This window comes from Herbaspirillum sp. WKF16 (genome assembly GCF_028993615.1).
GTDB lineage: Bacteria > Pseudomonadota > Gammaproteobacteria > Burkholderiales > Burkholderiaceae_D > Herbaspirillum.
Map to the genome: position 1 here is coordinate 4,941,391 of NZ_CP118632.1, position 26,818 is coordinate 4,968,208.

The window sequence follows — 26,818 nt, forward strand, 5'->3', positions numbered from 1 at the left end:
GGCTTCAAGCGGACGGGTTGATGCGGTTGGGGGATGGCGCATTGTACGCCATGCCGCCCGCGCATCCGCCAAAAACGCGCATGGGCCGCACCCGGCGGCCCATGCGCGAGGCCTGCGCCGATCGCCTTACAGGCGCGCCTTGGCCGCCTGGTAGGCGGCATGGATGCGGGCGAACACCGGACCGGGACGGCCGGCGCCGACCGGCTTGCCGTCCAGCGCGACCACCGGCAGCACTTCCTTGCTGGCCGAGGAAATGATCAGCTCGTCGGCCGCGAACACTTCCTCGCGCGGGATGCGGCGCGCTTCCAGCACGATGCCCTGGGCGGCGCACAGCTCCTCCATCAGGCCGTAGCGGATGCCTTCCAGGATCAGGTTGTCCTTGGGCGGCGCCGAGATCTTGCCGTCCTTCACCACCCACACGTTGGAGGACGAGGCTTCCGACAGCAGGCCGTCGCGGAACTGGATCGCCTCGGTCACTTCGTTCTCGGCCGCGAACTGCGCCGCCAGCACGTTGCCCAGCAGCGAGGTCGACTTGATCTGGCAGTTCAGCCAGCGGCGGTCTTCCATGGTCACGCAGGCCACGCCGTTTTCGATGCTCGATGCCGATGGCAGCACCATCGGATTGGTCATGATCAGCACCGTGGGCACCATTTCCTTGGGGAAGGCGTGGGCGCGCTTGGCCACGCCGCGGGTGACCTGCAGGTAGATCATCTGGTCGTCCAGGCCGTTGGCCTGCACCACGCGCTCAATCAACGCCTGCCACTCGGCCTCGCTATGCGGATTTGGAATACCGATGCTGGCCAGGCTGCGGAACAGGCGCGCCATGTGTTGGGCGCCGCGGAAGGCCTTGCGCCGGTACATCGGGATCACTTCATAGATGCCGTCGCCGAAGATGAAGCCGCGGTCCAGCACCGGCACGCGGGCTTCCGACAGGGGCGTGAGCTCGCCGTTGAGATAGACGATGGGATCGTTCATGATGATTTTCCAGTGTGCGGGAATGGAGGGAAGGAGGCCGGCCTGAGGCCGCCACTCAACGATTTTCACATGCGCCAGTGTAAGGGGTTATGCAAAAACGGTATTGCGTTTTCCGCGATTGTCCCTCCCGCGCCCGCCGCGCTCACAGCGCCGAGACCTCCACCCGGCAGCCCTCTGCTTCGCCCTCACCGGCCGCCACGAAAGCCCAGCGCACGCCGTGGAAGCGCGCCAGCGTTTCGCGGTGGGCGATGCTGATCACCGTCACGCCCGGCAGCTCGCGCGGCAGCGCGGTGTACAGCGCTTCTTCGGCGTCGCCGTCCATGGCGCTGCTGGCCTCGTCCAGGAACAGCCATTGCGGGCGGTTCAGGAACACCCGTACGAAGGCCAACCGCTGCTGCTCGCCGGGCGACAGCGCCTGGCTCCAGTTGGCGGCCTGGTCCAGCCGTCCCGCCAGGTGCGGCAGGCGGCACAGGCCGAGGTAGCGCACGATGACCGCATCCTCGAAAGCGCCCTCGGCGGCCGGATAGGACAGCGCCGCGCGCAGCGTGCCGATGGGCAGGTAGCTGCGCTGCGGCAGGAACATCGCGGCGGCGTCCGTCGGCAGGCCGATGCGGCCGCGGCCGTAGGGCCAGATGTCGGCCACCGCGCGGATCAGGGTCGATTTGCCGCAGCCCGACGGTCCGCTGATGAGCACGTGCTCGCCCGACTCCACGCGCGCATCCAGGCCGCGCAGCAGCAAGGGCCCCTCCGGCAGCGACAGCTGCAACCCCTCGATCACCAGCGCGCTGCCGGCGTGGCGCTCGACCTCGATGGTGCGCGCCAGGCCGGCGGCGCGCTCGATGTCGGCGTTGAAGCCGGCCAGGCGGTTCACGCTGGCCTTCCAGCCTGCCAGGGTGGTGAAGGCGTTGATGAACCAGGACAGCGCGTCCTGCACCTGGCCGAAGGCGTCGCTGATCTGCATCAGCACGCCCAGCGTGATGGCGCCGGAGAAGTAGCGCGGCGCCGACACCAGCATCGGGAAGATGATCGCGAACTGGCCGTAGAAATTGACGGCGACATTGAGCTTCTTGGTCAGGCGCATGATGTCCCACCAGTTGTCGCGGATGTCGTCCAGGCGCGCGCCGAGCTGCGCCCGCTCCTGCGCCTCGCCGCGGTACAGCGCCACCGCCTCCGCGTGTTCGCGCACGCGGATCAGGCCGAAGCGGTAGTTGGCCTCGAAGCGCTCCTGGTTGAAGGACAGCCCGACCAGCGGCCGGCCGATGCGCCAGACGATGCCCGAGCCCACCAGCGCGTAGGCGATCACGAACCACACCATGTAGCCGGGGATGTTCCAGTCCCGGCCCAGCGCCGGGAACGACAGCGGGCCGCTCACCGCCCAGAGGATGTGCACGAAGGAAAACAGCGTGACGCTGCTGGAGATGAAGCCCAGCACCAGCGTGAGCGTGTCGGAAGTGAGCGCGTGCAGGTCCTCGGCGATGCGCTGGTCGGGGTTGTCTGAGAGCCGGCCCTGCTGGCCCTGCTCGATGCGGTAGTAGGCGCGGTGCGCCAGCCAGCGCTGCATGTAGCGCTCGCTCATCCAGTAGCGCCAGCGGATCTGCAACGCCTGCTTCAGGTACACGCTGTAGATGGCCACCGCGACGAACACGAAGGCCAGCCCGGAGAACTGCAGCAGCAGCGACTTGAACTGCGGGTAGTCGCGCGACTGCAGCACGTTGTACATGTCGCGGTTCCAGGAGTTGAGCCGCACGTTGATGTAGACCATGCCCAGGTTGAGCGCGAGGATGGCGCCCAGCAAGGCGAACGCCCGCCACTTCTGGTCGGAGGTCCAGAACGGCTTGATCAGGCGCCAGACGTCGGCGCGGCTGGCGCGGGCGGCTGGCGGGGCGGAGGCTGACGAAGTGCTGACGGCGGTCATGGCGAAATCCCGGGGCATTGATTGCCGTCCAGCTTGCCGATCCAGACTTAAGCCAGACTTAACCGCCGCCGGCCATGTCCGGCCCGTCTCCTGCCGCCCCTTTCTCGCCGCGCGGGATGCGAGCGCCTGTACCGTGCCGACCTATCGCTTCCATCGAAACAATCAATCGCCGCCGCCCCTTGGGATCGGGAACTTCGGCGCGCATGTGGGCATGTGTCGAGCTCATCCGCTACGCCCAAAGGCGAGCTTCCTAATACTTCCGTATAGTTGGCGGCCTTGGCGGGCGGGACAATAATCCACGCGAACCCGCAGCATCGGCAACCGGCCGTACAAGACCATTCGCAGGGCATCCATTTCAAGAGAGGGAGTACAAGAACATGAACGCCGTAACCCAACAGCGCGCCTCGTTAAGCGTCGCGGCAAGGCTGGCACTGAGTTTCGCACTGGTGCTGGCGATGATGCTGGTGCTGACCATCGTCAGCATCTCCAAGGTCAATTCCATCGAAGGCAGCCTGACCACGGTGAGCGAGGACAACAACGTCAAGCAGCGCTACGCCATCAACTTCCGCGGCAGCGTGCACGACCGCGCCATCGCCCTGCGCGACCTGACCCTGGTGAACGACGCCGAGGTGAAGGACGTGGTGGCCCAGCTCAACAAGCTCGACGCCGACTACCAGCAATCGGCCAAGCCGCTCGACGCGATCTTCGCCGGCGAGCGCGGCCGCCAGGTACGTCCGGAAGAGCGCGCCGACCTGGAGAAGATCAAGGCCATCGAAGCCCGCGCCATGCCGCTGGCGGCCACCATCATCGCCTCGCGCAACGCCGGCGACATCGAAGGCGCGCGCCAGATGATGCTGACCCAGGTCAAGCCGGCCTTCACCGAGTGGCTGGCGGCGATCAACAAGTTCATCGACCTGCAGGAGAGCATGAGCCAGGCCGAATCGTCCAAGGCGCGCGCCGTCGCGCACGGCTTCCAGGCCTTCATGCTGGTGCTGCTGGCGGCCTCCCTGGTGGCCGGCGCGGTGCTGGCCACGCTGATCACCCGCTCGATCCGCCGCGCGCTGGGCGCCGAGCCTGACGACGTCAAGGAACTGGCGCTGGCGGTCGACCGCGGCGAGCTGTATCACGAAGTGGCGCTGCGCAAGAACGACGGCGGCGACCGCTTGAGCATCATGGCCGCGCTCTCCGAGATGAGCGGCAACCTGCGCGCCACCGTCACCGAAGTGCGCGACGCCGCCGCCGGCGTGGCCACCATCAGCGCCCAGATCGCCGCCGGCAACAGCGACCTCTCGGCGCGCACCGAAGACCAGGCCGCCTCGCTGGAAGAAACCGCCTCGGCCATGGAGCAGCTGACCGCCACCGTGAAGCAGAACGACGCCAACGCCCGCCAGGCCAACCAGCTGGCGCACAACGCCTCCGACATCGCCAAGAAGGGCGGCGCCATCGTCAGCGAAGTGGTCGACACCATGGCCGCCATCAACGACTCCGCGCGCAAGATCGTGGACATCATCAGCGTGATCGACGGCATCGCCTTCCAGACCAATATCCTGGCGCTCAACGCGGCGGTGGAAGCCGCCCGCGCCGGCGAACAGGGCCGCGGCTTCGCCGTGGTCGCCACTGAAGTGCGCAACCTGGCGCAGCGCAGCTCGGCCGCCGCCAAGGAGGTCAAGCAGTTGATCGACACCTCGGTGGAAAACGTCGAGGCCGGCACCCAGCTGGTCGAGCAGGCCGGCAGCACCATGGAACAGATCGTCAAGAGCGTGCAGCACGTGACCGACGTGATGGGCGAGATCTCCGCCGCCAGCCACGAGCAGAGCCTGGGCATCGAGGAAGTGCACAAGGCGATCGCCCTGATGGACCAGGTCACCCAGCACAACGCCGCCCTGGTCGAGCAGGCCAGCGCCGCGGTGGGCACGCTGCAGGACCAGGCGATCAACCTGAACCACGCGGTCGGCGTGTTCCAGCTGGAGTCGCCCTCGGGCGCGATGGCGCCGTCGGCCTCCAACGTGCTGCCGCTGCGTCCGGTGGACGTCAACCCGGCGCCGGCCCTGGCCCTGGCCCCGGCCTCCAGGGAGCGCGCATATGGCTGATGCGGCCGTGCGCGCGGACGGCGCCGCCGAGGAAGAACTGCAGCGCCTGGCGGCGCTGCATTCCCTGCACCTGCTCGACACCGGCGCCTCCGAAGACCTGGATAACATCACCCGGCTGTGCGCCGGCCTGTTCGGCGTCACCGGCGCCTACGTCTCGCTGATCGATGCCGACCGCCAGTGGGTCAAGTCGCAAAGCGGCCCCGACATGTGCGCGCCCTCGCGCGAGCAATCGTTCTGCCACTACACGGTGGCGCAGCGCGCGGTGATGGTGGTGGAAGACGCGCTGGCCGACCAGCGTTTCGCCGCCAGCCCGATGGTGGCCGGGCCGCCGCACATCCGTTTCTATGCCGGCGCCCCGCTGCTCACGCCCGACGGCCACGCCATCGGCGCGCTGTGCGTGACCGCCACCGAGGCGCGCAGCTTCTCGCCGGCACAGCGCAAGCAGCTGCAGCAGCTGGCCGCGCTGGCGATGTCGCAGATGCTGCTGCGGCGCGCGGTGGGCCGGGTCGACCCGTTGACCGGCATGCCCAACAAATACCAGCTGCAGGAAGACCTGGAGTCGCTCTCGCGGGTGCGCGCGGAGGACGATGCGCAGCCGTCCGGCCCGCGCACGCTGGCCTACATCGATATGCCGGACGCCAACACCGCCTTCGAGATCGCCAGCGTGCTGGGCATCGGCGTCTACGACGACCTGGTGCGCAACGTCGGCGCACGGCTGCAGCAACTGGCGCTGGGCCGGGCCGACGTCTACCACGTCACCGACGCGCGCTTCGCGCTGCTGTCGCACGCCGCGCCGGCCGGCGATTTCGCGCAGGAGCTGCGCGCCATGACCGCGGCGCTCGAGCAGCCGGTGCACAGCATGACGCTGCCGCTGAACCTGCCCAGCTACGGCGGCATCGTGCGCGTCGAACCGCAGCGCGAAGCCCTGCTGGATGCGCCGCGCAAGGCGGTGGCGGCGTTGCACGAGGCCTTCACCCACCAACGCCGCTGGGCCGACTACGATGCCGAGGCCGACGTGCGCCACCAGCGCAGCTTCCGGCTCTTGAACGACATTCCCGACGCCATCCAGTCCGACAGCGGTTTCCGGCTGGCCTACCAGCCCAAGCTGGATCTCAAGACCGACGCCTACCACGGCGCCGAGGCGCTGCTGCGCTGGCAGCACCACGAACTGGGCGCGATCTCGCCGGCCGAATTCATTCCCCTGGTGGAGCGCACCGCGCTGATCCGCCCGGTGTCGGACTGGGTGATCACGGCGGCGTTAAAGCAAATGGCCGCATGGCGCCGCGATGGCATGCACCTGAAGCTGGCGATCAACCTGTCGGCGCCCAACTTCGAGGAAGCCGACATCGTCAAACGCCTGGCGCAAGCCTGCCGCGAAGCCGATATCGATCCGGCCATGGTGGAGATCGAATGCACCGAGGGCCTGTGGATGCAAAGCCCGGCGGTGCTGAAGATGCTGCACGAGATCCGCGCCCTGGGCATGGGCCTGGCGCTGGACGACTTCGGCACCGGCTACAGCAACTTCGCCTACCTGCAGCAGGTGCCGGCCTCGGTGGTGAAGATCGACCAGTCGCTGATCCGCAATCTCGACACCAGCCCGCGCGACCGCCGCATCGTGCAGTCGCTCATCGCGCTGGCCAAGGAACTGGAATACCGCATCGTGGCCGAAGGCGTGGAAACCGCGCAGACGCTGCAGCTGATCCGCGACTGGGGCGTCGACGAGGCGCAAGGCTATTACCTGGCGCGCCCGCTGGCGCCGGCCGCCTTCGCCACGCACGTGCGCGGCGCGGCCGCCTCGATGCTGCAATAGCCGGGGCTCAGTCGCGCGGCGCCTGCAGTTCGGCCATCATCTCGCCAACGAAGCGCCGCATCCGTTCTTCCCGCTCCCTTGCCATGGCCGCGCCGGCGGCGGTCTGGAAGCCGGCCGACAGCGTGAACAGCTTGGCCGGGAAATGGTCCAGCGCGTAGCGGCGATCATCCAGCGCGCGCGCCCTGGCCTGCGGGTCGGCCGCGTCGTACAGCTGCGAGCCCATGCGCCCTGCCGTATAGAAGCAGCGCGCCACACCGATGGCGCCGATCGCATCGAGGCGGTCGGCGTCCTGCATGATTTTGGCCTCGACCGACCGCGGCGCGATGCCGGCTGAAAAACTGTGCGCCTCGACCGCATGCGCCACCGCATCGGCCTCATGCGCCGGCCAGCCCTGCTCCCTCAAGATCTCCAGCGAACGCCGCGCCGACAGCGCGGACGCCTGGCTGCGCAGCGGCGAATTCTTCTCCACCCGCACGCAGTCGTGCAGCAGCACCGCCGCCAGCAGGATGCGCGGCTCGCCGCCCTCCTGCTCCAGCAGCCGCAGCGCGTTGCGCCACACCCGCAGCAGGTGCGCGAGGTCGTGCGAACCATCGCCGGCGTCGTCGGCGACATACGGCAGCAAGGCCTGCGCCAGTTGCTCCAAGGGAGCGAAACCGGCGGCGGCGCGTGAAATATCGGGAACGTTCATCAATGGCAACACCCTCGGCGCGCTGGAGTCAATGGCCCGGCAGTATGCCTCAAGCCCGCCCCCTCGATTGGATACGATATACCCCGCGGCGTATGACGATCGCCCGCAAACCCCGGCCCGGCGCACCGTTCGGATTTCCCGACAAGTGTTTTTCGGCAACGCGCCGCGCGCGCCGGCGGCCGATGTGAGATCATTCGGCTTCATCTTCTCACCGGCGAAGCTCCGGGCCGCAGCGGCCCGCGACACCGGCAGAGCTTTTGCCTCGCCGGCCGGACGACGATAGCGGAAACCTCAACCGCACCCGCGCCGCCGACGCGACACCGGGCCGCCTGGCGGCCCTTGGTCCGCGCACCGGTCATCCCGCCGGCCTGTTCTTTCCGGCGCGCACGACAGAAACTGACACCCCGACGCGGCCCGGCCGCCGAGCACCCGCGCCAAGCGCCGGTGCGGCGCCGTCGCCGCCGACTGTTTTTTTGGAGCATGCATGTTCAGCTGGTTTGAAAAACTGGTTCATCCTTATCCCGATTCGCATCCCCTGCCGCCGCCGCGCGGCTTCATGCGCTTCATCTGGTCCTGTACCAGGGGCGTGCGGCCCTACATCGCCGCCATGACGCTGATGACGGCCATCATCGGCGTGTTCGAGGCGATGCTGTTCGCCATGATGGGTCGCATCGTCGACTGGCTGGCCAAGGTCGAGCCGTCGCAACTGTGGGCGCAGGAAAAGCACACGCTGCTGTGGCTGGCCGTCGTGCTGGCCGCCAGCCCGCTGCTGATTGCGCTGCAGACGCTCTACAAGCACCAGACCCTGGCCGGCAATTTCCCGATGCTGCTGCGCTGGAATTTCCATCGCCTGATGCTCAGCCAGAGCATGAGCTTCTACCAGAACGAGTTCGCCGGCCGCGTCGCCACCAAGGTGATGCAGACGGCGCTGGCGGTGCGCGACTTCTGCATGATCGTGGGCGACATCCTGGTGTTCATCACCATCTACTTCGCCACGCTGGTGGGCGTGGTGGGCAGCTTCGACCTGCTGATGCTGGCGCCCTTCTTCGTCTGGCTGGGCGCCTTCGCGCTGGCGCTGCGCTACTTCGTGCCGCGCCTGTCCAAGGTGGCGCGCAACCAGGCCGACGCCCGCTCGCTGATGACCGGCCGCATCACCGACGCCTACACCAACATCGCCACCGTCAAGCTGTTCTCGCACGCCGGCCGCGAGGCCGACTACGCGCGCAGCGCCATGCGCGAGTTCCTCGGCACCGTGAACCGCCAGATGCGCCTGGTGTCGGGCTTCGAGATCGTCAACCATGGCTTGAACATGATCCTCATCGCCGGCACCGCCGGCGTCTCGCTGTACCTGTGGACCCAGGGCAAGGTCGGCATCGGCGCGGTGGCCGCCGCCACCGCCATGGCGCTGCGCCTGAACGGCATCGCGCACTGGGTGATGTGGGAAATGTCGGCGCTGTTCGAGCACGTGGGCACGGTGCAGGACGGCATCAACACCCTGGCGCGCGCGCATGATGTCAAGGACGCGCCGGACGCGCGGCCCCTGAAGGTGGCGCAGGGCGAACTGCGCTTCGAGGGCGTCAGCTTCAGCTACGGCGGCGCCGCGCCGCGCCCGGTGGTGGACAAGCTCGACCTGGCCATTCGCCCGGGCGAGAAGATCGGCCTGGTGGGCCGCTCCGGCGCCGGCAAGTCGACCATCGTCAACCTGCTGCTGCGCTTCTACGACATCGAAGGCGGCCGCATCCTGATCGACGGCCAGGACATCGCCCACGTCACGCAGGACAGCCTGCGCGCGCAGATCGGCATGGTCACGCAGGACACCTCGCTGCTGCACCGCTCGGTGCGCGACAACATCCTCTACGGCCGTCCCGACGCCGGCGACGCCGACATGATGCATGCCGCCCGGCGCGCCGAAGCGCACGATTTCATCGGCACCCTGGCCGACGCCAGGAACCGCACCGGCTACGACGCCCACGTCGGCGAGCGCGGCGTGAAGCTCTCCGGCGGCCAGCGCCAGCGCATCGCAATCGCCCGCGTGATGTTGAAGGACGCGCCCATCCTGCTGCTGGACGAAGCCACCAGCGCGCTGGACTCGGAAGTCGAAGCGGCGATCCAGACCAGCCTGTACAAGCTGATGGAAGGCAAGACCGTGGTCGCCATCGCCCACCGCCTGTCGACCATCGCGGCGATGGACCGCCTGATCGTGCTGGACCAGGGCCGCATCGTCGAGCAGGGTTCGCACAGCGAGCTGCTGGCGGCCAATGGCCTGTATGCGCGGCTGTGGGCGCACCAGAGCGGAGGCTTCCTGGGCGAGGAGGACGACGAGCCGGAAGCGGCCGCGGCGTGAAATGAGAAGAGGAAAAGGCCCCGTTGAATGACGGGGCTTTTTTTTGCTTGCGTGTTTTTTTGGGCGCGGTGAACGACGCTGGGTCCCGGCCTTCGCCGGGACGACAGTGAAGGAGTGGATAACACCTTTTCATGTTCAAGATAGTTACTACTTGTCGTCCCGACGAAGGTCAGGACCCAGCGGCATCAACAACCGCCATCAAGCAAAGAACGCATCCTCCAGCAACATATCCTCAAAAAATGCGCCGAACGGCTCCGACGGATGCCGCAAATGAATCTCCAGGATCCAGCGCAGCGGCAGCGGCGCCGCATCGAACTCGGCCAGCGAACCGGTGTGGATGGCGGCATGCGGAAAGTCCGACACGCGATGCCCCGGCAAGTCGAAGTTGAGCACCCAGCCCCGCGCCGATGCCCATTGCCGGCCATGCTCGTAGAGCTGGCGGCCGGTCAGTCCCTCGCTCAACCACAAGCGGCGCAGCGCGTGGAACAACGCCTCGGCGTCGGCCGCGCAACGCGCGTACTCGGGCTGTTCGCCGACCACGAAGGCAGCGCCGCCGTCGCCCTCGAAGGCGTCCATGCGCGGCGCGATGTCGATGAAGAAGATATCGTTCTCGCCCAGCACGACGCCGGGTTCCGACGCCAGCCGCATCGGCTTGGTGGTGTTGCGCCCGAAGCGCACCCGGGTCGGATGCCACGACAGCGCCAGGCCGGCGTCGCGCAGCACGCCCTTGGCCATCTCCACCGCGTCTTCCTCGATCATGCCGGGGCGCACCCCGGCGGCGATCTGCGCGATCGCGCGGCGGGTGGCCTGGCGCACGGCCAGCATGCCGTCCACCGAGAAGGCGGGGCCGACGCGCTGGGCCTGTTCCAATGGTTGCGCCGATTGCGCGTCGGTTCGTGCTGCTTGCTGCATGGCTGGCTCCTGTAGCGTTGATGGATGCGTCCATTATCGGAAGCGCGCCATGCGCCGGCCAGCGATGCATGGGGCCGATTGCGGACAGGCTGGCGGCAAATCCTGCCAGCCCCGGCACGCACGCGCGGCTGGCGTATGATCGCTGCCATTGCCGCGCATCCCTGAACCTGCCCAACCTCCACACCATGCCTACGGTCCATCTGCTGGTTTTTCCCGGCGTGCAATCGCTGGACGTTTCCGGCCCGCTCGACGTGTTCGCCGAGGCCAACCGCTTCCTGCTGCCGCAGGCGCATTACCGGCTGCGGGTGATCGGCGCCGGCGATGGCGCGCTGGAATGTTCCAACGGCATGCTGCTCACTCCCCACAGCCATTACAGCCGGACCGACGAAGCCGCCGACCTGCTGCTGGTGGCCGGCGGCCCGGTGCTGGTGAAACAGGCGCCGGACGACGCGCTCGGCGCCTGGCTGCGGCGCCAGGCGCAGGCGGCGAAGTGCTATGGCTCGATCTGCAACGGCGCCTTCCTGCTGGCGCGCGCCGGCCTGCTCGACGGCAAGCGCGCCACGACCCACTGGGACGACGCCGCGGCGCTGCAGCAGCAGTTCCCGCACATCAGGCTGGAGCCCGACCGTATCTGGCTGCGCGACGGCAAGCTGGTGACCTCGGCCGGGGTGACCGCCGGCATCGACCTGTCGCTGGCGCTGCTGGCCGAAGAAGCCGGCGCCGAGGTGGCGCTCAATGTCGCCAAGCGGCTGGTGGTGTTCATGCAGCGCAGCGGCGGGCAGTCGCAGTTCAGCCCCTACCTCACGCCGTATGCAGAAGAAGGTTCGCTGGTGGGCCGCGTGCAGCAATACGTGCTGGCGCACCTGGGCGAGAAATTGACGGTGGGCCGGCTGGCCGCGCTGGTGGCCGCCAGCCCGCGCAACTTCGCCCGCATGTTTGCGCGCGATGCGCAAATGACCCCGGCCGAGTTCATCGAGCGGGCCCGGGTCGATGCCGCGCGCGCCATGCTGGAACGCTCCGCCCTGCCGTTGAAAAGCATCGCCATCGACTGCGGCTTTCGCGACGCCGGCCACCTGCGGCGGGTATTCCAGAAGCGCCTGGGCACCAGCGCCCAGCAATACCGCGACAGCTTCTCGGCCAACCCGCCCGCGGCGTGAGCCTGTTAAGCTTGCCGCCATCGGCCACCCGCACGCCCACGATGATGCTCAACAACCTCGCCCGCAAACTCGACCTCACCACGCTGCGCCTGTTCGCCGCGGTGCAGGAGGAAGGCACCCTCACCCGCGCCGCCGCGCGCGAGGCGATCGCGGTGTCGGCCGCCAGCAAGCGCCTGGTGGAACTGGAGGAAGCGATCGGCATGCCGCTGTTCGTGCGCCATGCGCGCGGCATGCAGCTCACGGCCGCCGGCGAGACCCTGTTCGCGCATGCGCGGCGCGTGCTGCTGTCGGTGGAGGCGATCGGCCATGAGCTGGCCGAGCATGCCCAGGGCGTGCGCGGCTACGTGCGCATGGTGGCCAACCTGTCGGCCATCGTCGAGTTCCTGCCGGAAGACCTGATGCTGTTCGCGCAGCTGCACGAGCAGGTCAAGCTCGACCTGGAAGAGCGTCCCAGCGCCAGCGTGGTCAAGGGCGTGGCCGATGGCTGGGCCGACCTCGGCATCTGCTCCGGCGAGGCCGACACTGGCGGCCTGCACACCGAGCTCTACCGGCGCGACCGCGTGGTGCTGGTGATGGCCGCGACGCATCCGCTGGCCGGCAGGCGACGCATCGCCTTCGAAGAAACGCTGGACTACGACCACGTCGGCCTGCATGCCGACAGCTCGATCAACCAGCGCACCCACCTGGCCGCGCGCAGCTCCGGCAAGCCCCTGAAGATGCGCATCCACGTGCCCGGCTTCGACGCCGTGTGCCGGATGGCGCAGGCCGGCATGGGCCTGGGCGTGATCCCGGCCGGCGTGTTCGAGGCGATCGGCCGTCCGCTGGGACTGGCCGCACTGGAGATCGACGACGCCTGGGCCAGCCGCGAACTGCGCATCGTGGTGCGCCATGCCGACGCGCTCTCGCCGGTCTCGCGCGCGCTGTTCGACTTCCTGCGCGGGGCCGAGGCGCGCGCCGCGCCGCCACGCAAGACGCGCTCGCGCAGATAGGCCGCAGCGTTCGCCAGCCGCGAACGCTGCTTGCCGAAATGCGGTTGGACGTTCGCCACCGTCTTTTCCTATCCTGCCGTGACAGGAAGAAGGAGACAAAGATGAGTGGACCGCTCAACGGTATCCGCGTCATCGAAATCGGCACCCTCATCGCCGCCCCGTTCGCGGCGCGCATGATGGCCGAGTTCGGCGCGGAAGTGATCAAGATCGAAGCCCCGGTGCACGGGGATCCCATCCGCAAATGGCGCAAGCTGCACGAGGGCACCTCGCTGTGGTGGTACCTGCAGTCGCGCAACAAGAAATCGCTGTCGGTGAACCTGAAGTCGGCCGAGGGCATCGCCCTGATCGGCCGGCTGGCGGCCGACGCCGACGTGCTGATCGAGAACATGAAACCGGGCGCGCTGGAGAGCCTGGGCCTGGGCTGGGACGTGCTGCACGCGCTGAACCCCAGGCTGACGCTGGTGCGCATCTCGGGCTACGGCCAGACCGGCCCCTACAAGGATCGCCCGGGCTTCGGCGCCATCGGCGAGGCCATGGGCGGCATCCGCCACACCACCGGCGAGCCGGACGGCGTGCCGGCGCGCGCCGGGGTGAGCCTGGGCGATTCGCTGGCCTCGCTGCATGGCGTGATCGGCGCGCTGATGTCGCTGTTGCGCGTGAAGACCGGCCAGGGCGAAGGCCAGGTGGTCGACGTCTCGCTGGTGGAGAGCGTGTTCAACCTGATGGAAAGCACCGTGCCCGAGTACGACCTGCTGGGCCACGTGCGCGAACGCAGCGGCGGCGCCCTGCCCGGCATCGCGCCGTCCAACACCTATCCCACCCGCGACGGCAGCTATGTGGTCATCGCCGGCAACAGCAATCCCATCTTCAAGCGCCTGATGCACGCCATCGGCCGCGCCGACCTGGCCGACGATCCGGCGCTGGAGCATAACGACGGCCGCGTGCGACAGGTCGCGCTGCTGGACGCGGCGATCGCCGGCTGGACATCGGCGCACCCCATCGCCGAGGTGCTGGCGGCGCTGGAGCAGGCCGGCGTGCCGGCCGGCCGCATCTACTCGGTGGCCGACATCGTCGCCGATCCGCACTACCAGGCGCGCGACATGATCCTCCAGTCGCGCCTGCCCGATGGCGTGGAAGTGAAGATGCCGGGCATCGTGCCCAAGCTCTCCGACACCCCGGGCCAGGTGCGCTGGCAGGGTCCGGCGCTGGGCCAGCACACCGGCGAGATCCTGGCCGGCCTGGGCCTGGACGAGGCCGATATCGCGCGCCTGCGCGCGCAGGGAGTGGTGCAATGAACGCCCCCCATCCCGAGCGCCTGATCGTGCAGGAAGTCGCGCCGCGCGACGGCTTGCAGATCGAACCCACCTGGGTCGGCACCGCCGACAAGATCGCCTTGATCGACGGCCTCTCGCAGGCCGGCTTCAGCCGCATCGAGGCCGGCTCCTTCGTCTCGCCCAAGGCCATCCCGGCGCTGCGCGACGGCGAGGAAGTGTTTCGCGGCATCGTCCGCCGCGAGGGCGTGACCTATGTCGCCCTGATCCCCAACCTGAAGGGGGCGCAACGCGCCATCGCGGCCGGCGCCGATGAACTGAACCTGGTGATGTCGGCCAGCCAGACGCACAACCGCGCCAACATGCGCATGAGCTGCGAGGCTTCGCTGGCGGGCTTCGGCGAGATCGTCTCCTTTGCGAAGGATCATCCGGTGTCGCTCAACGCCACCGTGGCGACGAGCTTCGGCTGCCCGTTCGAGGGCGGCATCGATGAGGATCGCGTGCTGGACATCGTCGCGCATTACCTGGCGCTGGGCATTCCCAACGTCACGCTGGCCGACACCACCGGCATGGCCAATCCGGCGCAGGTCAGGCGCATCGTCGCGCGCGCGCTCACGCTGCTGCCGGCCGCCGCGCTGACGCTGCACTTCCACAACACGCGCGGGCTGGGGCTGGTCAACGTGCTGGCCGCCTACGAGGCCGGCGCGCGCCGCTTCGATGCCGCCCTGGGGGGATTGGGCGGCTGCCCGTTCGCGCCGGGCGCCTCCGGCAACATCTGCACCGAAGACCTGGTGAACATGTGCGAGGAGATCGGTATCCCGACCGGCATCGACCTGCCGCGCCTGCTCGCCATGTCGCGCGGGTTGCCGGCCCTGCTGGGGCATGACGTGCCGGGCCAGGTGGCCAAGGCGGGACGCAACTGCGACCTGCACCCGATACCGGCGGCGCTGCAGGCTGCCGCCTAGAACCGACGCATCACAACAAGAAGAGAAGCTCACCGGCCGCGCCCCGCGCGCGCCGGCAAGCCGTCCTTACGCCGTCAATTTCAACCAGGAGACAAGCAACATGAGCACCCACGCCGCCGCGGACCTGCCGCGCCCCACCACCGCGCAAGCCGCGGCTTCCGACATCGGCGCCATCGTGCGCCGCGCCACCTGGCGCATCATGCCGCTGATCATGATCTGCTACCTGTTCGCCTTCTTCGACCGCATCAACATCAGCTTCGCCAAGTTCCAGCTGCAGGGCGACCTGGGCCTGTCCGACACCGCCTACGGCCTGGGCGCCAGCCTGTTCGTGGTGGGTTACGTGCTGTTCGAGGTGCCCAGCAACATGTTCCTCTACAAGGTCGGCGCGCGGCGCTGGATCGCCCGCATCATGATCTCCTGGGGCCTGGCCACGGCGGCCATGGTGTTCGTCACCAGCGAGTGGCAGTTCTACGGCTTGCGCTTCATCATCGGCGCGATGGAAGCCGGCTTCGCGCCCGGCGTGCTGTATTACCTGACGCTGTGGTTCCCCGACAGCCACCGCGGCCGCATCACCTCCATGCTGTTCCTGGCGTCGGCCTTCGCCGGCCTGATCGGGGCGCCGGTGTCGGGCATGATCCTGGGCCACCTGGAAGGCGTGATGGGCATCCGCGGCTGGCACTGGCTGTTCATGCTGGGCGGCCTCCCCTGCATCCTGCTGGGCCTGGTGGTGCTGCGCCAGCTGAAGGATCGCATCGAGGACGCGCACTGGCTCTCGCCGGCCGAGCAGCAGACGCTGTCGGCGCATGTCTCTTCGCCTGCGCGCCATGAGCGCGGCCACTCGCTGCTCTCGGCGATCAAGACCCCGGGCTTCCTGATGCTGGGCCTGGTGTATTTCCTGATCCAGGTTGCCTCCTATGGCCTGAACTTCTGGGCGCCGCACCTGATCCGCAGCGCCGGCACCCAGAACCCGACCGTGATCGGCCTGCTGACGGCGGTGCCCTACCTGTGCGGCGCCACCGCCATGATCATCGTGGGCCGCCTGTCGGATGCGCGCGGCGAGCGCCGCCGCTTCGTGATCGGCCTGCTGACGCTGGCCGCCATCGGCTTCTTCGCCGCCGGCGTCTTCGAGAGGCAGACCGCGCTGCTGATCGCGGCGCTGGGCGTGATGGGCGCCGGCGTGGTGGCTGCCATCCCCGCATTCTGGGCGCTGCCGCCCAAGCTGGTGACTGGCGCCGGCGCGGCGGCCGGCATCGCGCTGATCAATACGCTGGGCCAGCTCGGGGGCATCGTCAGCCCGGTGATGGTGGGCCGCATCCGCGACGTCACCGGCAGCACCACGCCGGCGCTGTATGCGATCGGCGGCATGACCATCCTGTGCATGCTGCTGCTGATGTTTGCAATGCCGGCGAGCTTGCGGGAGAAGGAGCAGGTTGAGGGATGACGTCGCCGGAATAATTGTTTATATCATTTTTTGGCGACGGATAAATAACTGAGGGCGCACCGTGGGGTACGCCCTTTTTTTATACCGGTTCGCGACGAACGACACTGGGTCCCTGCTTTCGCAGGGACGACACGAAGGAAGTAACTTGAACCTCTGTGCGTTCGAGGCCATCCCTTTCCTGTCGTTCCTGCGAAAGCAGGGACCCAGCGACGTTAGCTCACGTTCAATACCCTGCTCACTCCAACACGAACGAAGCCGTCTTCACCGCCTTCGAATCCAGCCCCACCTGCACCTGGAACTCCCCGGGCTCGGCCACGTATTCCAGCTTGGCGTTATAGAAGCTCAGGGCCTTGCGGTCGATGCTGAAGCGCACTTCCTTCTCTTCGCCCGGCTGCAGCATCACCTTGCGGAAGTCCTTCAACTCCTTGACCGGGCGCACCACCGAGGCGGCGACGTCGCGGATGTAGAGCTGTACCACGGTGGCGCCGGCGCGGCGGCCGGTGTTCTTCACCGTCACGCTGGCCTCGACGCGGCCGTCGGCCTGCATCGTCGGCTGCGAGATGCGCACGTCCGAGACGCTGAACTCGGTATAGCTCAGGCCGTAACCGAACGGATACAGCGGGCCGTTGGGCTCCTCGAAGTACTGCGAGGTGTAGTTGCCCGGCTTGCCTTCGGTGAACGGGCGGCCCAGGCGCGCGTGGTTGTAGTAGGTCGGGATCTGGCCCACCGAGCGCGGGAAGGTGATGGGCAGCTTGCCGGAGGGGTTGACGTCGCCGAACAGGACGTCGGCGATGGCGTGCCCGCCCTCGGTGCCGGTGTACCAGGTTTCAAGGATCGCCGAGGCGTTCTCGCGCGCCCAGTTCAGGTCCAGCGGGCGGCCGTTCATCAGCACCAGCACCAGCGGCTTGCCGGTGGCCTTCAAGGCCTTGAGCAGCACCTGCTGGCTCTCCGGCAGCGTCAGCTGGGTGCGGCTGGAGGACTCATGCGACATGCCGCGCGACTCGCCCACGGCGGCCACCACCACGTCGGCGTTGCGCGCCGCCCTGACCGCCTCGGCGATCATGGCCTGCGGGCTGCGCTTGTCCTGCACCACTTCCGGATCGTCCCAGTTGAGGAAGTTCAAGTAGTCGACGATATGCTTGTCTTCGGTGATGTTGGCGCCGCGGGCATAGCTCAGCTTGCCGCCGGCCAGGGCCGCTTCGAGCCCCTGCTTTACAGTCACGGTCTGCTTGTCCACGCCGGCGCCGGACCAGCTGCCCAGCATGTCGAGGTGCGAATCGGCCAGCGGGCCGACCAGGGCGATGCGCGCGTTCTTCTTCAGCGGCAGCGCGCCGTTGCGGTTCTCCAGCAGCACCATGGACTGCTGTGCGACCGCGCGCGCGTCGGCGCGGTGCAGGCGGCTCTCGGCGTTGACCTCGGCCGGGTCGCCGGACGCTTGACCGATGCGCAGGTAGGGATCCTTGAACAGGCCGAGATCGTACTTGGCGCCCAGGATCTCGCGCACGGCGTTGTCCAGCTCCTGCTGCGACACCTTGCCGGACTTGAGCAGGCCGGGCAGCTGGCTGATGTAGACCTGGTCGGCCATGCTCATGTCGGTGCCGGCCTTCATCGACAGGCGCGCCGCTTCACTCTCGTTCTGCGCCACGCCGTGATTGACCAGCTCGGTGATGGCGCCATGGTCGCTGACCGTCAGGCCCTTGAAGCCCCACTCCTTACGCAGCAGGTCTTGCAGCAGCCAGGTGTTGGAGGTGGCGGGCGCGCCGTTGATCGAGTTCAGCGCCACCATCACCGCGCCGGCGCCGGCGTCGATGGCGGCGCGGTAGGGCGGCAGGTAATCGTTGTACATGCGCTGCGGATCCATGTTGACCACGTTGTAGTCGCGCCCGCCCTCGACCGCGCCATACAGCGCGAAGTGCTTGACGCTGGCCATCACGCGATCGGCGGCGATCGGCTTGCTCTCGCCTTGCAGCGCGCGCACCGAGACCTCGGCGATGCGCGAGACCAGGTGCGGATCCTCGCCGAAGCCTTCCGAGGTGCGGCCCCAGCGCGGATCGCGGCTGATGTCGACCATCGGCGCGAAGGTCATGTCGATGCCGTCGGCCGCGGCCTCCTCGGCGGAGACGCGCATGGCGCGCGCGACCACGTCGAGGTCCCAGCTGGAGGCCAGGCCCAGGCCGATCGGGAAGGTGGTGCGGTGGCCATGGATCACGTCGTAGGCGAAGAACATCGGGATCTTCAGGCGCGAGCGCATGGCGCCATCCTGCAGCGGGCGGTTGTCCTTGCGGGTGACGGAGTTGAAGGTGCCGCCGACGCGACCGGCGGCGAACTCCTCTGCCAGCTTCTTGGCCGGCATGTCGGGGCCGATGCTGACCAGGCGCAGCTGGCCGATCTTTTCATCGACCGTCATCTGGCGCATCAGGTCGTCGATGAAGGCGGTCTTGTCGCCCAGCAAGGCCATGTTGGCCTGCGACCAGGCCGGCGGCGCCAGCAAGGCGGCGGCGCAGGCCAGCGCGCTCAATGCCAGGACATGGCGCGCACGGGGGCGACGCGCAGGCGCGGCCTGCCTCTCGGAAAGCTTGTGGGACACGGGATTCCTCTCTTTTTTCTAAACTTTGGCGGCGCGCTGCTTTCATACCGCAGCAGCGGCCCGAAGACTGCTGGGCAGGCGTGGCGCAATGTGTGCTTGTTCTCTATGACGCGCCGACGCCTTGACGGTTCGCTATATTATTCTGTTTTGATGCTTGCCGGCATGGCAAGCCGCATGCGGCGCCGAGAGGGCGCCGCACCTTTGTGGAGAGATGAGTGATTGCCAACATGCTGAAAATTTCCCCCCTGCGCAGCCTGCTGCTGCTGGCGGCCGTCCTGGCGGCGGCATCGGCCCAGGCGCAGCAGGGTTTCTCGCTGGAACAAGCCACCGCCCGCGCCAGGACCCTGGCCGACCAGCCTTACCAGAAGCCGGCGAGCAACCTGCCGCCGGTGTTCTCAGGCATGCAGTTCGCCGACTACATGAAGATCCAGCCCAGGAGCGAGAAGTTCGAATGGCGCGACCAGAAGACGCCCTTCAAGCTGGCCTTCTACCATCAGGGCATGCAATTCAATTCGCCGGTGCTGATCCACGAGATCGTCGACGGCCGTGTGCAGGAGGTGGGCTACAGCACCGACCGCTTCGATTTCGGGGACCTGCATTTCGACAAGGAGAGCACCTCGCGCCTGGGCTATGCGGGCTTCCGCGTGGTCTATCCGGTCAACCGCCCGGACAAGGAAGACGAGGTCATGAGCGTGCTGGGCGCAAGCTACTTCCGCGTGATCGGGAAGGGCCAGATCTATGGCCTCTCGGCGCGCGGCCTGGCGATCGACACGGCGATGATGAGCGGCGAGGAGTTTCCCAATTTCCGCGAGTTCTGGATCGAGCGTCCCAAGCCCGGCGACAAGCAGCTGACCTTCTACGCCCTGCTCGACTCGCCGCGCGCCACCGGCGCCTACAGGTTCACGCTCAAGCCCGGCGAGGATTCCGTGCTGGACGTGCAGGCGCGCGTGTTCCTGCGCGGCGAGGTGGGCCGCCTGGGCGTGGCGCCGCTGACCAGCATGTTCCTGTTCGGCCCCAACCAGCAATCCTCGCGGCGCAACTTCCGCCCGGCCATCCACGACTCCAACGGCCTGGCCATCCACACCGGCAGCGGCGAGTGGCTGTGGCGCCCGCTGAACGATCCGCAGAACGTGGAAGTGAGCTCCTTCGAGGTGACCAATCCCAAGGGCTTCGGCCTGTTGCAGCGCGGCCGCGCGTTCTCCAACTTCGAGGACCTGAAGGATCGCTACGACCTGCGCCCCAGCGCCTGGATCGAACCGCGCGGCGACTGGGGAAAAGGCTCCGTGCAGCTGGTGGAGATTCCTACCGCGGATGAAACCAACGACAACATCGTGGCCTACTGGCTGCCGGAGCAGCGCCCGGCCAAGGGCGTGCCGCTGGCCTTCGACTACCGCATCCACTGGACCATGGACGAGCCCGCGATCCTGAACAATGAAGTGGGCTGGGTCAAGCAGACCTTCCACACCGACGGCGAGCTGACCCAGGCCAACCTGATCCGCGCCTTCGACGGCACCACCGCCCTGCTGGTGGACTTCACCGGCCCGGCGCTGGGCAAGCTGCCGGCCGGCGCGCCGGTGCAGCCGCAGGTAAGCGTATCCAACAACGGCGAACTGATCGACGCCCAGCTGCAGCCCAACCCCGCCATCAACGGCTGGCGCCTGACGCTGCGCGTGAAGATCAGGAACATCGCGCAGGCCACCGAGCTGCGGGCGGCGCTGGTGTCGGGCGCCAAGGTGCTGACCGAGACCTGGAGCTACCAGCTGCCGCCAAGGTCGGATGTGCAGCGGACGTTCTGATGCGCTGAAATTGTTTATATGATTAATTTGAGGGCTGTCTTCAGGGACGGCCCTTTTTGTTTTTACGGTTCGTTAACGCCGCTGGGTCCCGGCCTTCGCCGGGACGACAGGGAGGGGATAGGCTCGAACAGTCCAGGGTTCAAGTATTTTCCTCAGCGTCCTCCCGGCGACGGCCGGGACCCAGTGTCGTTCGTCGATCGTCGCCGCTGCCCAAACAAAAACGCCATCCGGTTACTACCGAATGGCGCCTTACCCAGAGCAGGATCGCAACGCAATCAAGACTCCACCGACTCCCCCCGCAAGCGCGTGATCACGCCGTCCAGCGCATCCAGGTCGCTGAAGCTGATCACCAGCTGGCCCTTGTTGCGGGCGCCGGTCTTGATGCTCACTTGCGTGGCCAGCAGGTCGGACAGCTCCTCTTCCAGGCGCGCGATGTCGCGCGACTTCTCGCGGCCCTCGCGCGGCTTGGCGGCCTGCTCGGCGGAGGCGCGCGTGACCAGCTTCTCGGCGTCGCGCACCGACATGCGCTTGGCGACGATCTGGTTGGCCAGCTGGATCTGGGTGGCGGCGTCCACCACCAGCAGCGCGCGGGCGTGACCCATGTCGATGTCGCCGGCCATGAGCATGGTCTGCACCGGCTTGGCCAGGTTCAGCAGGCGCAGCAGGTTGGACACCGCGCTGCGCGAACGGCCCACCGCAACGGCGGCCTGCTCGTGGGTGAAGGCGAAGTCGGTGATCAGGCGGTGGATGCCCTGCGCTTCTTCCAGCGGATTCAAGTCCTCGCGCTGCATGTTCTCGATCAGCGCCATGGCGGCGGTGGTCTGGTCGTCGACATTCTTGACCAGCACCGGCACCTCGGTCAGGCCGGCGATCTTGGCCGCGCGGAAGCGGCGCTCGCCGGCGATGATCTCGTAGATGTCGCGGCCGTTCTTCTGGCCGATGGCGCGGATCAGGATGGGCTGCAGCAGGCCCTGTTCCTTGATCGATGCCGCCAGCTCGTTCAACGCGCCTTCGTCCATGCGGCTGCGCGGCTGGTACTTGCCGGCCTGCAGTTCGGTCACGGGCATCACGCTGGGCAAGCCGGCCTGGGCGGCCTGGGCTTGCGCCTCTTCGGTGATGTCAGAGGAGCCGCCCAGGAGCGCGTCTAAGCCGCGTCCCAGGCCCTTGGATTTTTTCAGTGATGTTGCCATTGGATTGCCTGGTGAAAAACGACGCTTACAGCGTCTTGATGCGCTCGACCATTTCCGCGCCGAACGCGATATAGGCTTGCGCACCCTTGGATTGGGGATCGAAGTTCACGCCCGGTACGCCGTAGGACGGCGCTTCGGCCAGGCGTACGTTGCGCGGGATGACGGTCTTGAAGACCTTGTCGCCGAAGTGCTGCTCCAGCTGGTCGGAGACCTGCTGCGACAGCGTCATGCGCGGGTCGAACATCACGCGCAAGAGGCCGATCACCTTGAGCTCCGGGTTCAGCTTGGCGTGCACCTTCTTGATGGTGTTGACCAGATCGGACAGGCCTTCCAGCGCGTAGTACTCGCACTGCATCGGGATGATCACGCCGTGCGCCGAGCACAGGCCGTTGAGGGTCAGCATCGACAGCGCCGGCGGGCAGTCGATCAGGATGAAATCGTAGTCGTCGGCGACGGTGGCGAAGGCGTTCTTCAGGCGCGCCTCGCGCTGCTCCAGTTCGACCATCTCGACCTCGGCGCCGGCCAGCTCGCGGTTGGCGGGCAGCACGTCGAACTTGCCGGCCTCGGAGGTGATGCGCACGCTGCGGATGTCGGACATGCCCAGCAGCACTTCATAGATCGAGCCCTGCAGCGTGGCCTTGTTGATGCCGGCGCCCATGGTGGCGTTGCCCTGCGGATCGAGGTCGGCCAGCAGGACGCGCTGGTTCAGCTGGGCCAGGCCGGCGGCGAGGTTGACTGCGGTAGTGGTCTTACCGACGCCGCCCTTCTGGTTGGCGACGCAAAAAATTTTAGCCATGTTGTTGTGATTACTCGCTTATTGTGTCGTCAACTTGATGCCGAAGCCGATCAGGAAAATGCCGGCCGCGCGCGAGGCCAGGCTGGCGATGGTGCGGTTGCGCGCCAGGCGCCGCGCCGCGATGTTGCCCACCAGGACCAGCAGGCTGCCGTAGAAGAGCGTGCAGCAGCAGATCACCGCGCCCATCGTGACGAAGGTGAGCGCGCCCTGTTGCGTGGCGGGGTCCAGGAACAGCGGGAAGAACGCCATGTAGAACACGATGGCCTTCGGGTTGATCAGCGTCACCAGAAAGCCGCGCCGGAAATCCGCCGCGTTGGAAAAGGGTACGACTGTACCACCGCCCTCGCCTCTTGCAAACAGCAGGCGCACGCCGAGGTAGGCCAGGTAGGCCGCGCCCAGGTACTGCAGGCCGCGGAACAGCAGCGGGTTGGCGTGCAACAGCGCCGCCACGCCGACGGCGGCCAGGAACATCAGCACGATGTCGCCCAGCATGAGCCCGGCGATCGCCGAGAAGCCGCCGCGCAGGCCGTGCTTGGCCGAGCAGGTCAGCACGCAGAAGGTGCCGGGGCCCGGCAACAGCAGGAACACCATGGTGGCGGCGATGAGTTGCCAGACGTCGGTGATGCCGATGGAATGAAACAGTGCCTGCATGTTGCCGTCTCCCTTTGTCTTGTCGGTCCGTGGCGCGCCGGCGCGCGCGTGCTTTCGTGTGCTTTGTTACTGCTTGCTCTTCACCAGCCGCGCGGTGTCGAAGCCCTGCTTGGTGGCGTCGTTGACGGCGTTCTCGTATTGCTCGTCGCTGATGGCGGGCGTGCGCGAGAGTATCCACAGGTACTCGCGCGAGGGGCTGCCGACGGTGGCCAGCGTGTACTGCTCGTCCAGGGCCATGATCCAGTAATCGCCCCACACCATCGGCACCCAGGACAGCCAGGCCGGCGCGAAGCGCACCTGCAGCTTGCTGTTGTTGCTGCCCGGGACGACGCGCGCCACACCCTCGGCCTCGTCGCTGCCGTCGGCGGTCTTGCAGCGGTTGGTGACGCCGATTTCGCCATCCTCGCGCGCGCGGTATTCGGCGGTGGTGCCGGAGACGCACTTCTTCTGGAAGCCGTTGGGGATCTTGGCGATCTCGTACCACTTGCCGGCGTAGCGCTTGAGGTCGACCGCGGGGACGGTCTTGACTTCCTGCGCACAGGCGGCGGCGGTGACTGCGAACGACATCAGTGTGGCCGCGACGGCCCGGGCGGGGATATTCATCAGGACGCTCTTTCAATAAAGATGAGATGCCGTTCGGCATCCAGTCCGGGCACATGCAAGGGCTGTACCTTCTCCACCTTCCAGCCCGGCGGCAACCGGTCGATTTCCTGCTGCGGCATCACGCCTTTCAAGGCGATGTACTTGCCGCCTTGCTGCAACAGGTGGTTCGACCAGTCGATGAAGTCGTTGAGTTCCGCGAAGGCGCGCGAGGTGATGACGTCGTATTGTTGCTCCGTCGGCAATTGTTCGACGCGTGCATGGAAGACCGAGACATTGCCCAATTGCAACTCTGCTTTCACCTGGGTCAGGAAGGCGGTCTTCTTCTGCACCGTGTCGACCAGGCTGATCTGCATCTGCGGCTCGGCGTCGGCCGCCCAGATGGCCAGCACGATGCCCGGCAAGCCGCCGCCGGCGCCTACGTCCAGCACGCGGCGGGCGCCGGCGAAGGCGCCGACCGCGGCCAGCGAGTCCAGCAGGTGGTGGGTCACCATCTGCGCCGGGTCGCGCAGCGCGGTCAGGTTGTAGACCTTGTTCCACTTGATCATCAGCGCCTGGTAGGCCATCAGCCGCGCCAGCTGGCGCTCGCCCAGCGCCAGTCCAAGTGCGGCGGCGCCTTCCTTCAGCGTTTGGGTCAGGGTATTCTGGTCAGCCGTGATGCTCATCCGTATTCCGTCTTGTTGCGTTGGATCGCGGCCGCTCAGGCCGCTTCATTGGTGGCGTTGCGCACGCCCTGCTTCAGGCCGCCCTTCTTCAGGTGCACCAGCAGCAGCGACAGCGCCGCCGGCGTCACGCCGGAAATGCGCGAGGCCTGGCCCAGGGTTTCGGGCTTGTGCTTGTTGAGCTTCTGGCGCACTTCGATGGACAGGGCCTGGACCTCCATGTAGTCGAGGTCGGCCGGCAGCTTGAGGTTTTCATTGTGGTCCTGGCGACTGATCTCGCTGGCCTGGCGCGCGATGTAGCCGGCGTACTTGACCTGGATCTCGACCTGCTCGCGCACCGGGCCATCCTCGATGCCGGGGCCGGCCAGGGCTTCGCCTTCGGCGCCGGTCAGGCTCATCAGGCTATCGTAGCTGACGTTGGGCCGGCGCAGCAGGTCCAGCAGGTTGTACTCGCGCTCGATGGCCTTGCCCAGCACGCGCTCGGCTTCGGCCGCTTGCAGGATGCGCGGGTTCACCCAGGTGCTCTTCAGCCGTTCCATCTCGCGGGCGACCGCTTCGCGCTTCTTGTCGAAGGCGGCCCACTGGGCATCGCCGATGCAGCCGAGCTCGCGGCCGATCTCGGTCAGGCGCAGGTCGGCATTGTCCTCGCGCAGCGACAGGCGGTATTCGGCGCGGCTGGTGAACATGCGGTACGGCTCCTGCACGCCCTGGGTGACCAGGTCATCGACCAGCACGCCGAGGTAGGCCTCGTCGCGACGCGGCGTCCAGGCTTCGCGGCCCTGGGTCTGCAGCGCGGCGTTGATGCCGGCCAGCATGCCCTGCGCCGCGGCTTCCTCGTAGCCGGTGGTGCCGTTGATCTGGCCCGCGAAGAACAGGCCGCCGATCTGGCGGGTTTCCAGCGAGGACTTCAGGCCGCGTGGATCGTAGTAGTCGTATTCGATGGCATAGCCGGGACGCAGGATGTGGGCGTTCTCCATGCCCTTCATCGAGCGCACCAGCTCCAGCTGCACGTCGAACGGCAGGCTGGTGGAGATGCCGTTGGGGTAGAACTCGTGGGTCGTCAGGCCCTCGGGCTCCAGGTAGATCTGATGCGAATCCTTGCCCGCGAAGCGGTGGATCTTGTCCTCGATGGACGGGCAATAGCGCGGGCCCACGCCTTCGATCACGCCGGTGTACATCGGGCTGCGGTCGAGGCCGCCGCGGATGATGTCATGGGTGCGGCTGTTGGTATGGGTGATCCAGCACGGCATCTGGCGCGGGTGCATGGCGGCGTTGCCCATGACCGAGAATACCGGCACCGGATCGAGGTCGCCCGGCTGTTCTTCGAGGATGGCGAGGTTGATGCTGCGGCCGTCGATGCGCGGCGGCGTGCCGGTCTTGAGGCGGCCCTGCGGCAGCTTCAGCTCCTTCAGGCGCGCCGACAGGGACACTGCCGGCGGGTCGCCGGCGCGGCCGCCGGCGTAGTTGTTCAGGCCCACGTGGATCTTCCCGTCCAGGAAGGTGCCGGCGGTCAGCACCACCGCCCTGCCCTGGAAGCGGATACCGGCCTGGGTCACGGCGCCGACCACGCGGTCGCCCTCGATCATCAGGTCGTCCACTGCCTGCTGGAACAGCCACAGGTTGGGCTGGTTCTCCAGGCGCGAACGGATCGCCGCCTTGTACAGCACACGATCCGCCTGGGCCCGGGTGGCACGCACGGCCGGGCCCTTGGAGGAATTCAGGATGCGGAACTGGATGCCCGCCTCGTCGGTGGCGATCGCCATCGCCCCGCCCATGGCATCGACTTCCTTGACCAGGTGGCCTTTGCCGATGCCGCCGATGGACGGATTGCAGGACATCTGGCCCAGGGTTTCGATGTTGTGCGTCAGCAGCAGGGTCTTCTGGCCCATGCGCGCCGCGGCCAGTGCGGCTTCGGTGCCGGCATGTCCGCCGCCGACGACAATGACGTCAAATTGTGTGGGGTATAGCATGGATCGCCT

The 26,818-nt window shown here is 67.4% G+C and carries 20 protein-coding genes; 9 read left to right on the top strand and 11 right to left on the bottom strand.

The window, feature by feature from the left end; genetic code table 11:
• Positions 1-126: 126 nt before the first annotated feature.
• Together Herbaro_RS22290 and Herbaro_RS22295 are read right to left on the bottom strand one after the other, a co-directional pair.
• Positions 127-975 carry a D-amino acid aminotransferase gene (locus tag Herbaro_RS22290; protein WP_275011786.1) on the bottom strand — a complete coding sequence of 283 codons (849 nt, stop codon included), beginning with the start codon at positions 973-975 and terminating at the stop codon, positions 127-129.
• A gap of 142 nt (positions 976-1,117) precedes the next feature.
• Positions 1,118-2,890, bottom strand: coding sequence for an ABC transporter ATP-binding protein/permease (locus Herbaro_RS22295; protein WP_275011787.1), 1,773 nt, complete (start codon positions 2,888-2,890; stop codon positions 1,118-1,120).
• A 377-nt stretch (positions 2,891-3,267) separates the two neighbouring features.
• Between Herbaro_RS22295 and Herbaro_RS22300 the strand changes: the two genes are divergently transcribed.
• On the top strand, positions 3,268-4,980 hold the full coding sequence (locus Herbaro_RS22300; RefSeq protein WP_275011788.1) for a methyl-accepting chemotaxis protein: 1,713 nt from the start codon (positions 3,268-3,270) through the stop codon (positions 4,978-4,980).
• Positions 4,973-6,790, top strand: coding sequence for a sensor domain-containing phosphodiesterase (locus Herbaro_RS22305; protein ID WP_275011789.1), 1,818 nt, complete (start codon positions 4,973-4,975; stop codon positions 6,788-6,790). The genes Herbaro_RS22300 and Herbaro_RS22305 overlap by 8 nt, the downstream gene beginning before the upstream one ends.
• Positions 6,791-6,797: 7 nt before the next feature.
• Here the strand turns inward: Herbaro_RS22305 and Herbaro_RS22310 are convergent, their stop codons facing one another.
• On the bottom strand, positions 6,798-7,478 hold the full coding sequence (locus Herbaro_RS22310; protein ID WP_275011790.1) for an HD domain-containing protein: 681 nt from the start codon (positions 7,476-7,478) through the stop codon (positions 6,798-6,800).
• Between the two features lie 484 nt (positions 7,479-7,962).
• Here Herbaro_RS22310 and Herbaro_RS22315 point away from each other — a divergent pair, with 484 nt between their 5' ends.
• Complete coding sequence (locus Herbaro_RS22315) at positions 7,963-9,822, top strand: ABC transporter ATP-binding protein (protein WP_275011791.1); 1,860 nt, start codon at positions 7,963-7,965, stop codon at positions 9,820-9,822.
• Between the two features lie 198 nt (positions 9,823-10,020).
• On the opposite strand, the gene Herbaro_RS22320 is transcribed toward Herbaro_RS22315, so the two are convergent.
• The gene (locus Herbaro_RS22320; protein WP_275011792.1) at positions 10,021-10,734 is read right to left on the bottom strand and encodes a M24 family metallopeptidase; all 714 of its coding nucleotides are present in this window, start codon (positions 10,732-10,734) and stop codon (positions 10,021-10,023) included.
• A 185-nt stretch (positions 10,735-10,919) separates the two neighbouring features.
• Between Herbaro_RS22320 and Herbaro_RS22325 the strand changes: the two genes are divergently transcribed.
• The 5 genes from Herbaro_RS22325 (at position 10,920) to Herbaro_RS22345 (ending at position 16,557) form a co-directional block, all read left to right on the top strand.
• The gene (locus tag Herbaro_RS22325) at positions 10,920-11,891 is read left to right on the top strand and encodes a GlxA family transcriptional regulator (RefSeq protein ID WP_275011793.1); all 972 of its coding nucleotides are present in this window, start codon (positions 10,920-10,922) and stop codon (positions 11,889-11,891) included.
• Between the two features lie 41 nt (positions 11,892-11,932).
• Positions 11,933-12,880, top strand: a complete 948-nt coding sequence (locus Herbaro_RS22330) for a LysR substrate-binding domain-containing protein (RefSeq protein WP_275014077.1) — start codon at positions 11,933-11,935, stop codon at positions 12,878-12,880.
• A 101-nt stretch (positions 12,881-12,981) separates the two neighbouring features.
• Positions 12,982-14,175, top strand: a complete 1,194-nt coding sequence (locus tag Herbaro_RS22335) for a CaiB/BaiF CoA transferase family protein (protein WP_275011794.1) — start codon at positions 12,982-12,984, stop codon at positions 14,173-14,175.
• On the top strand, positions 14,172-15,116 hold the full coding sequence (locus tag Herbaro_RS22340; protein WP_275011795.1) for a hydroxymethylglutaryl-CoA lyase: 945 nt from the start codon (positions 14,172-14,174) through the stop codon (positions 15,114-15,116). Before Herbaro_RS22335 ends, Herbaro_RS22340 begins: the two co-directional genes overlap by 4 nt.
• A 100-nt stretch (positions 15,117-15,216) precedes the next feature.
• The gene (locus Herbaro_RS22345; protein WP_275011796.1) at positions 15,217-16,557 is read left to right on the top strand and encodes an MFS transporter; all 1,341 of its coding nucleotides are present in this window, start codon (positions 15,217-15,219) and stop codon (positions 16,555-16,557) included.
• Positions 16,558-16,792: 235 nt separating this feature from the next.
• Here Herbaro_RS22345 and bglX read toward each other — a convergent pair whose 3' ends face one another.
• On the bottom strand, positions 16,793-19,144 hold the full coding sequence (gene bglX / locus Herbaro_RS22350) for a beta-glucosidase BglX (RefSeq protein WP_275011797.1): 2,352 nt from the start codon (positions 19,142-19,144) through the stop codon (positions 16,793-16,795).
• Positions 19,145-19,371: 227 nt separating this feature from the next.
• Here bglX and Herbaro_RS22355 point away from each other — a divergent pair, with 227 nt between their 5' ends.
• Entirely contained in the window at positions 19,372-20,940 is a 1,569-nt protein-coding gene (locus Herbaro_RS22355) for a glucan biosynthesis protein G (protein WP_275014078.1), read from the top strand.
• A gap of 275 nt (positions 20,941-21,215) precedes the next feature.
• Here Herbaro_RS22355 and Herbaro_RS22360 read toward each other — a convergent pair whose 3' ends face one another.
• The 6 genes from Herbaro_RS22360 to mnmG form a co-directional block, all read right to left on the bottom strand.
• Positions 21,216-22,130, bottom strand: coding sequence for a ParB/RepB/Spo0J family partition protein (locus Herbaro_RS22360; protein ID WP_275011798.1), 915 nt, complete (start codon positions 22,128-22,130; stop codon positions 21,216-21,218).
• Positions 22,131-22,155: 25 nt separating this feature from the next.
• Entirely contained in the window at positions 22,156-22,926 is a 771-nt protein-coding gene (locus Herbaro_RS22365) for a ParA family protein (protein ID WP_275011799.1), read from the bottom strand.
• 18 nt (positions 22,927-22,944) lie between these two features.
• Positions 22,945-23,577: a leucine efflux protein LeuE gene (gene leuE / locus Herbaro_RS22370; RefSeq protein ID WP_275011800.1), complete on the bottom strand. Its 633-nt coding sequence runs from the start codon at positions 23,575-23,577 to the stop codon at positions 22,945-22,947.
• Between the two features lie 66 nt (positions 23,578-23,643).
• On the bottom strand, positions 23,644-24,180 hold the full coding sequence (locus tag Herbaro_RS22375; protein WP_275011801.1) for a lipocalin family protein: 537 nt from the start codon (positions 24,178-24,180) through the stop codon (positions 23,644-23,646).
• Positions 24,180-24,842 carry a 16S rRNA (guanine(527)-N(7))-methyltransferase RsmG gene (gene rsmG, locus Herbaro_RS22380; protein WP_275011802.1) on the bottom strand — a complete coding sequence of 221 codons (663 nt, stop codon included), beginning with the start codon at positions 24,840-24,842 and terminating at the stop codon, positions 24,180-24,182. The genes Herbaro_RS22375 and rsmG overlap by 1 nt, the downstream gene beginning before the upstream one ends.
• A gap of 35 nt (positions 24,843-24,877) precedes the next feature.
• Complete coding sequence (mnmG, locus tag Herbaro_RS22385; RefSeq protein WP_275011803.1) at positions 24,878-26,809, bottom strand: tRNA uridine-5-carboxymethylaminomethyl(34) synthesis enzyme MnmG; 1,932 nt, start codon at positions 26,807-26,809, stop codon at positions 24,878-24,880.
• Positions 26,810-26,818 lie beyond the last annotated feature (9 nt).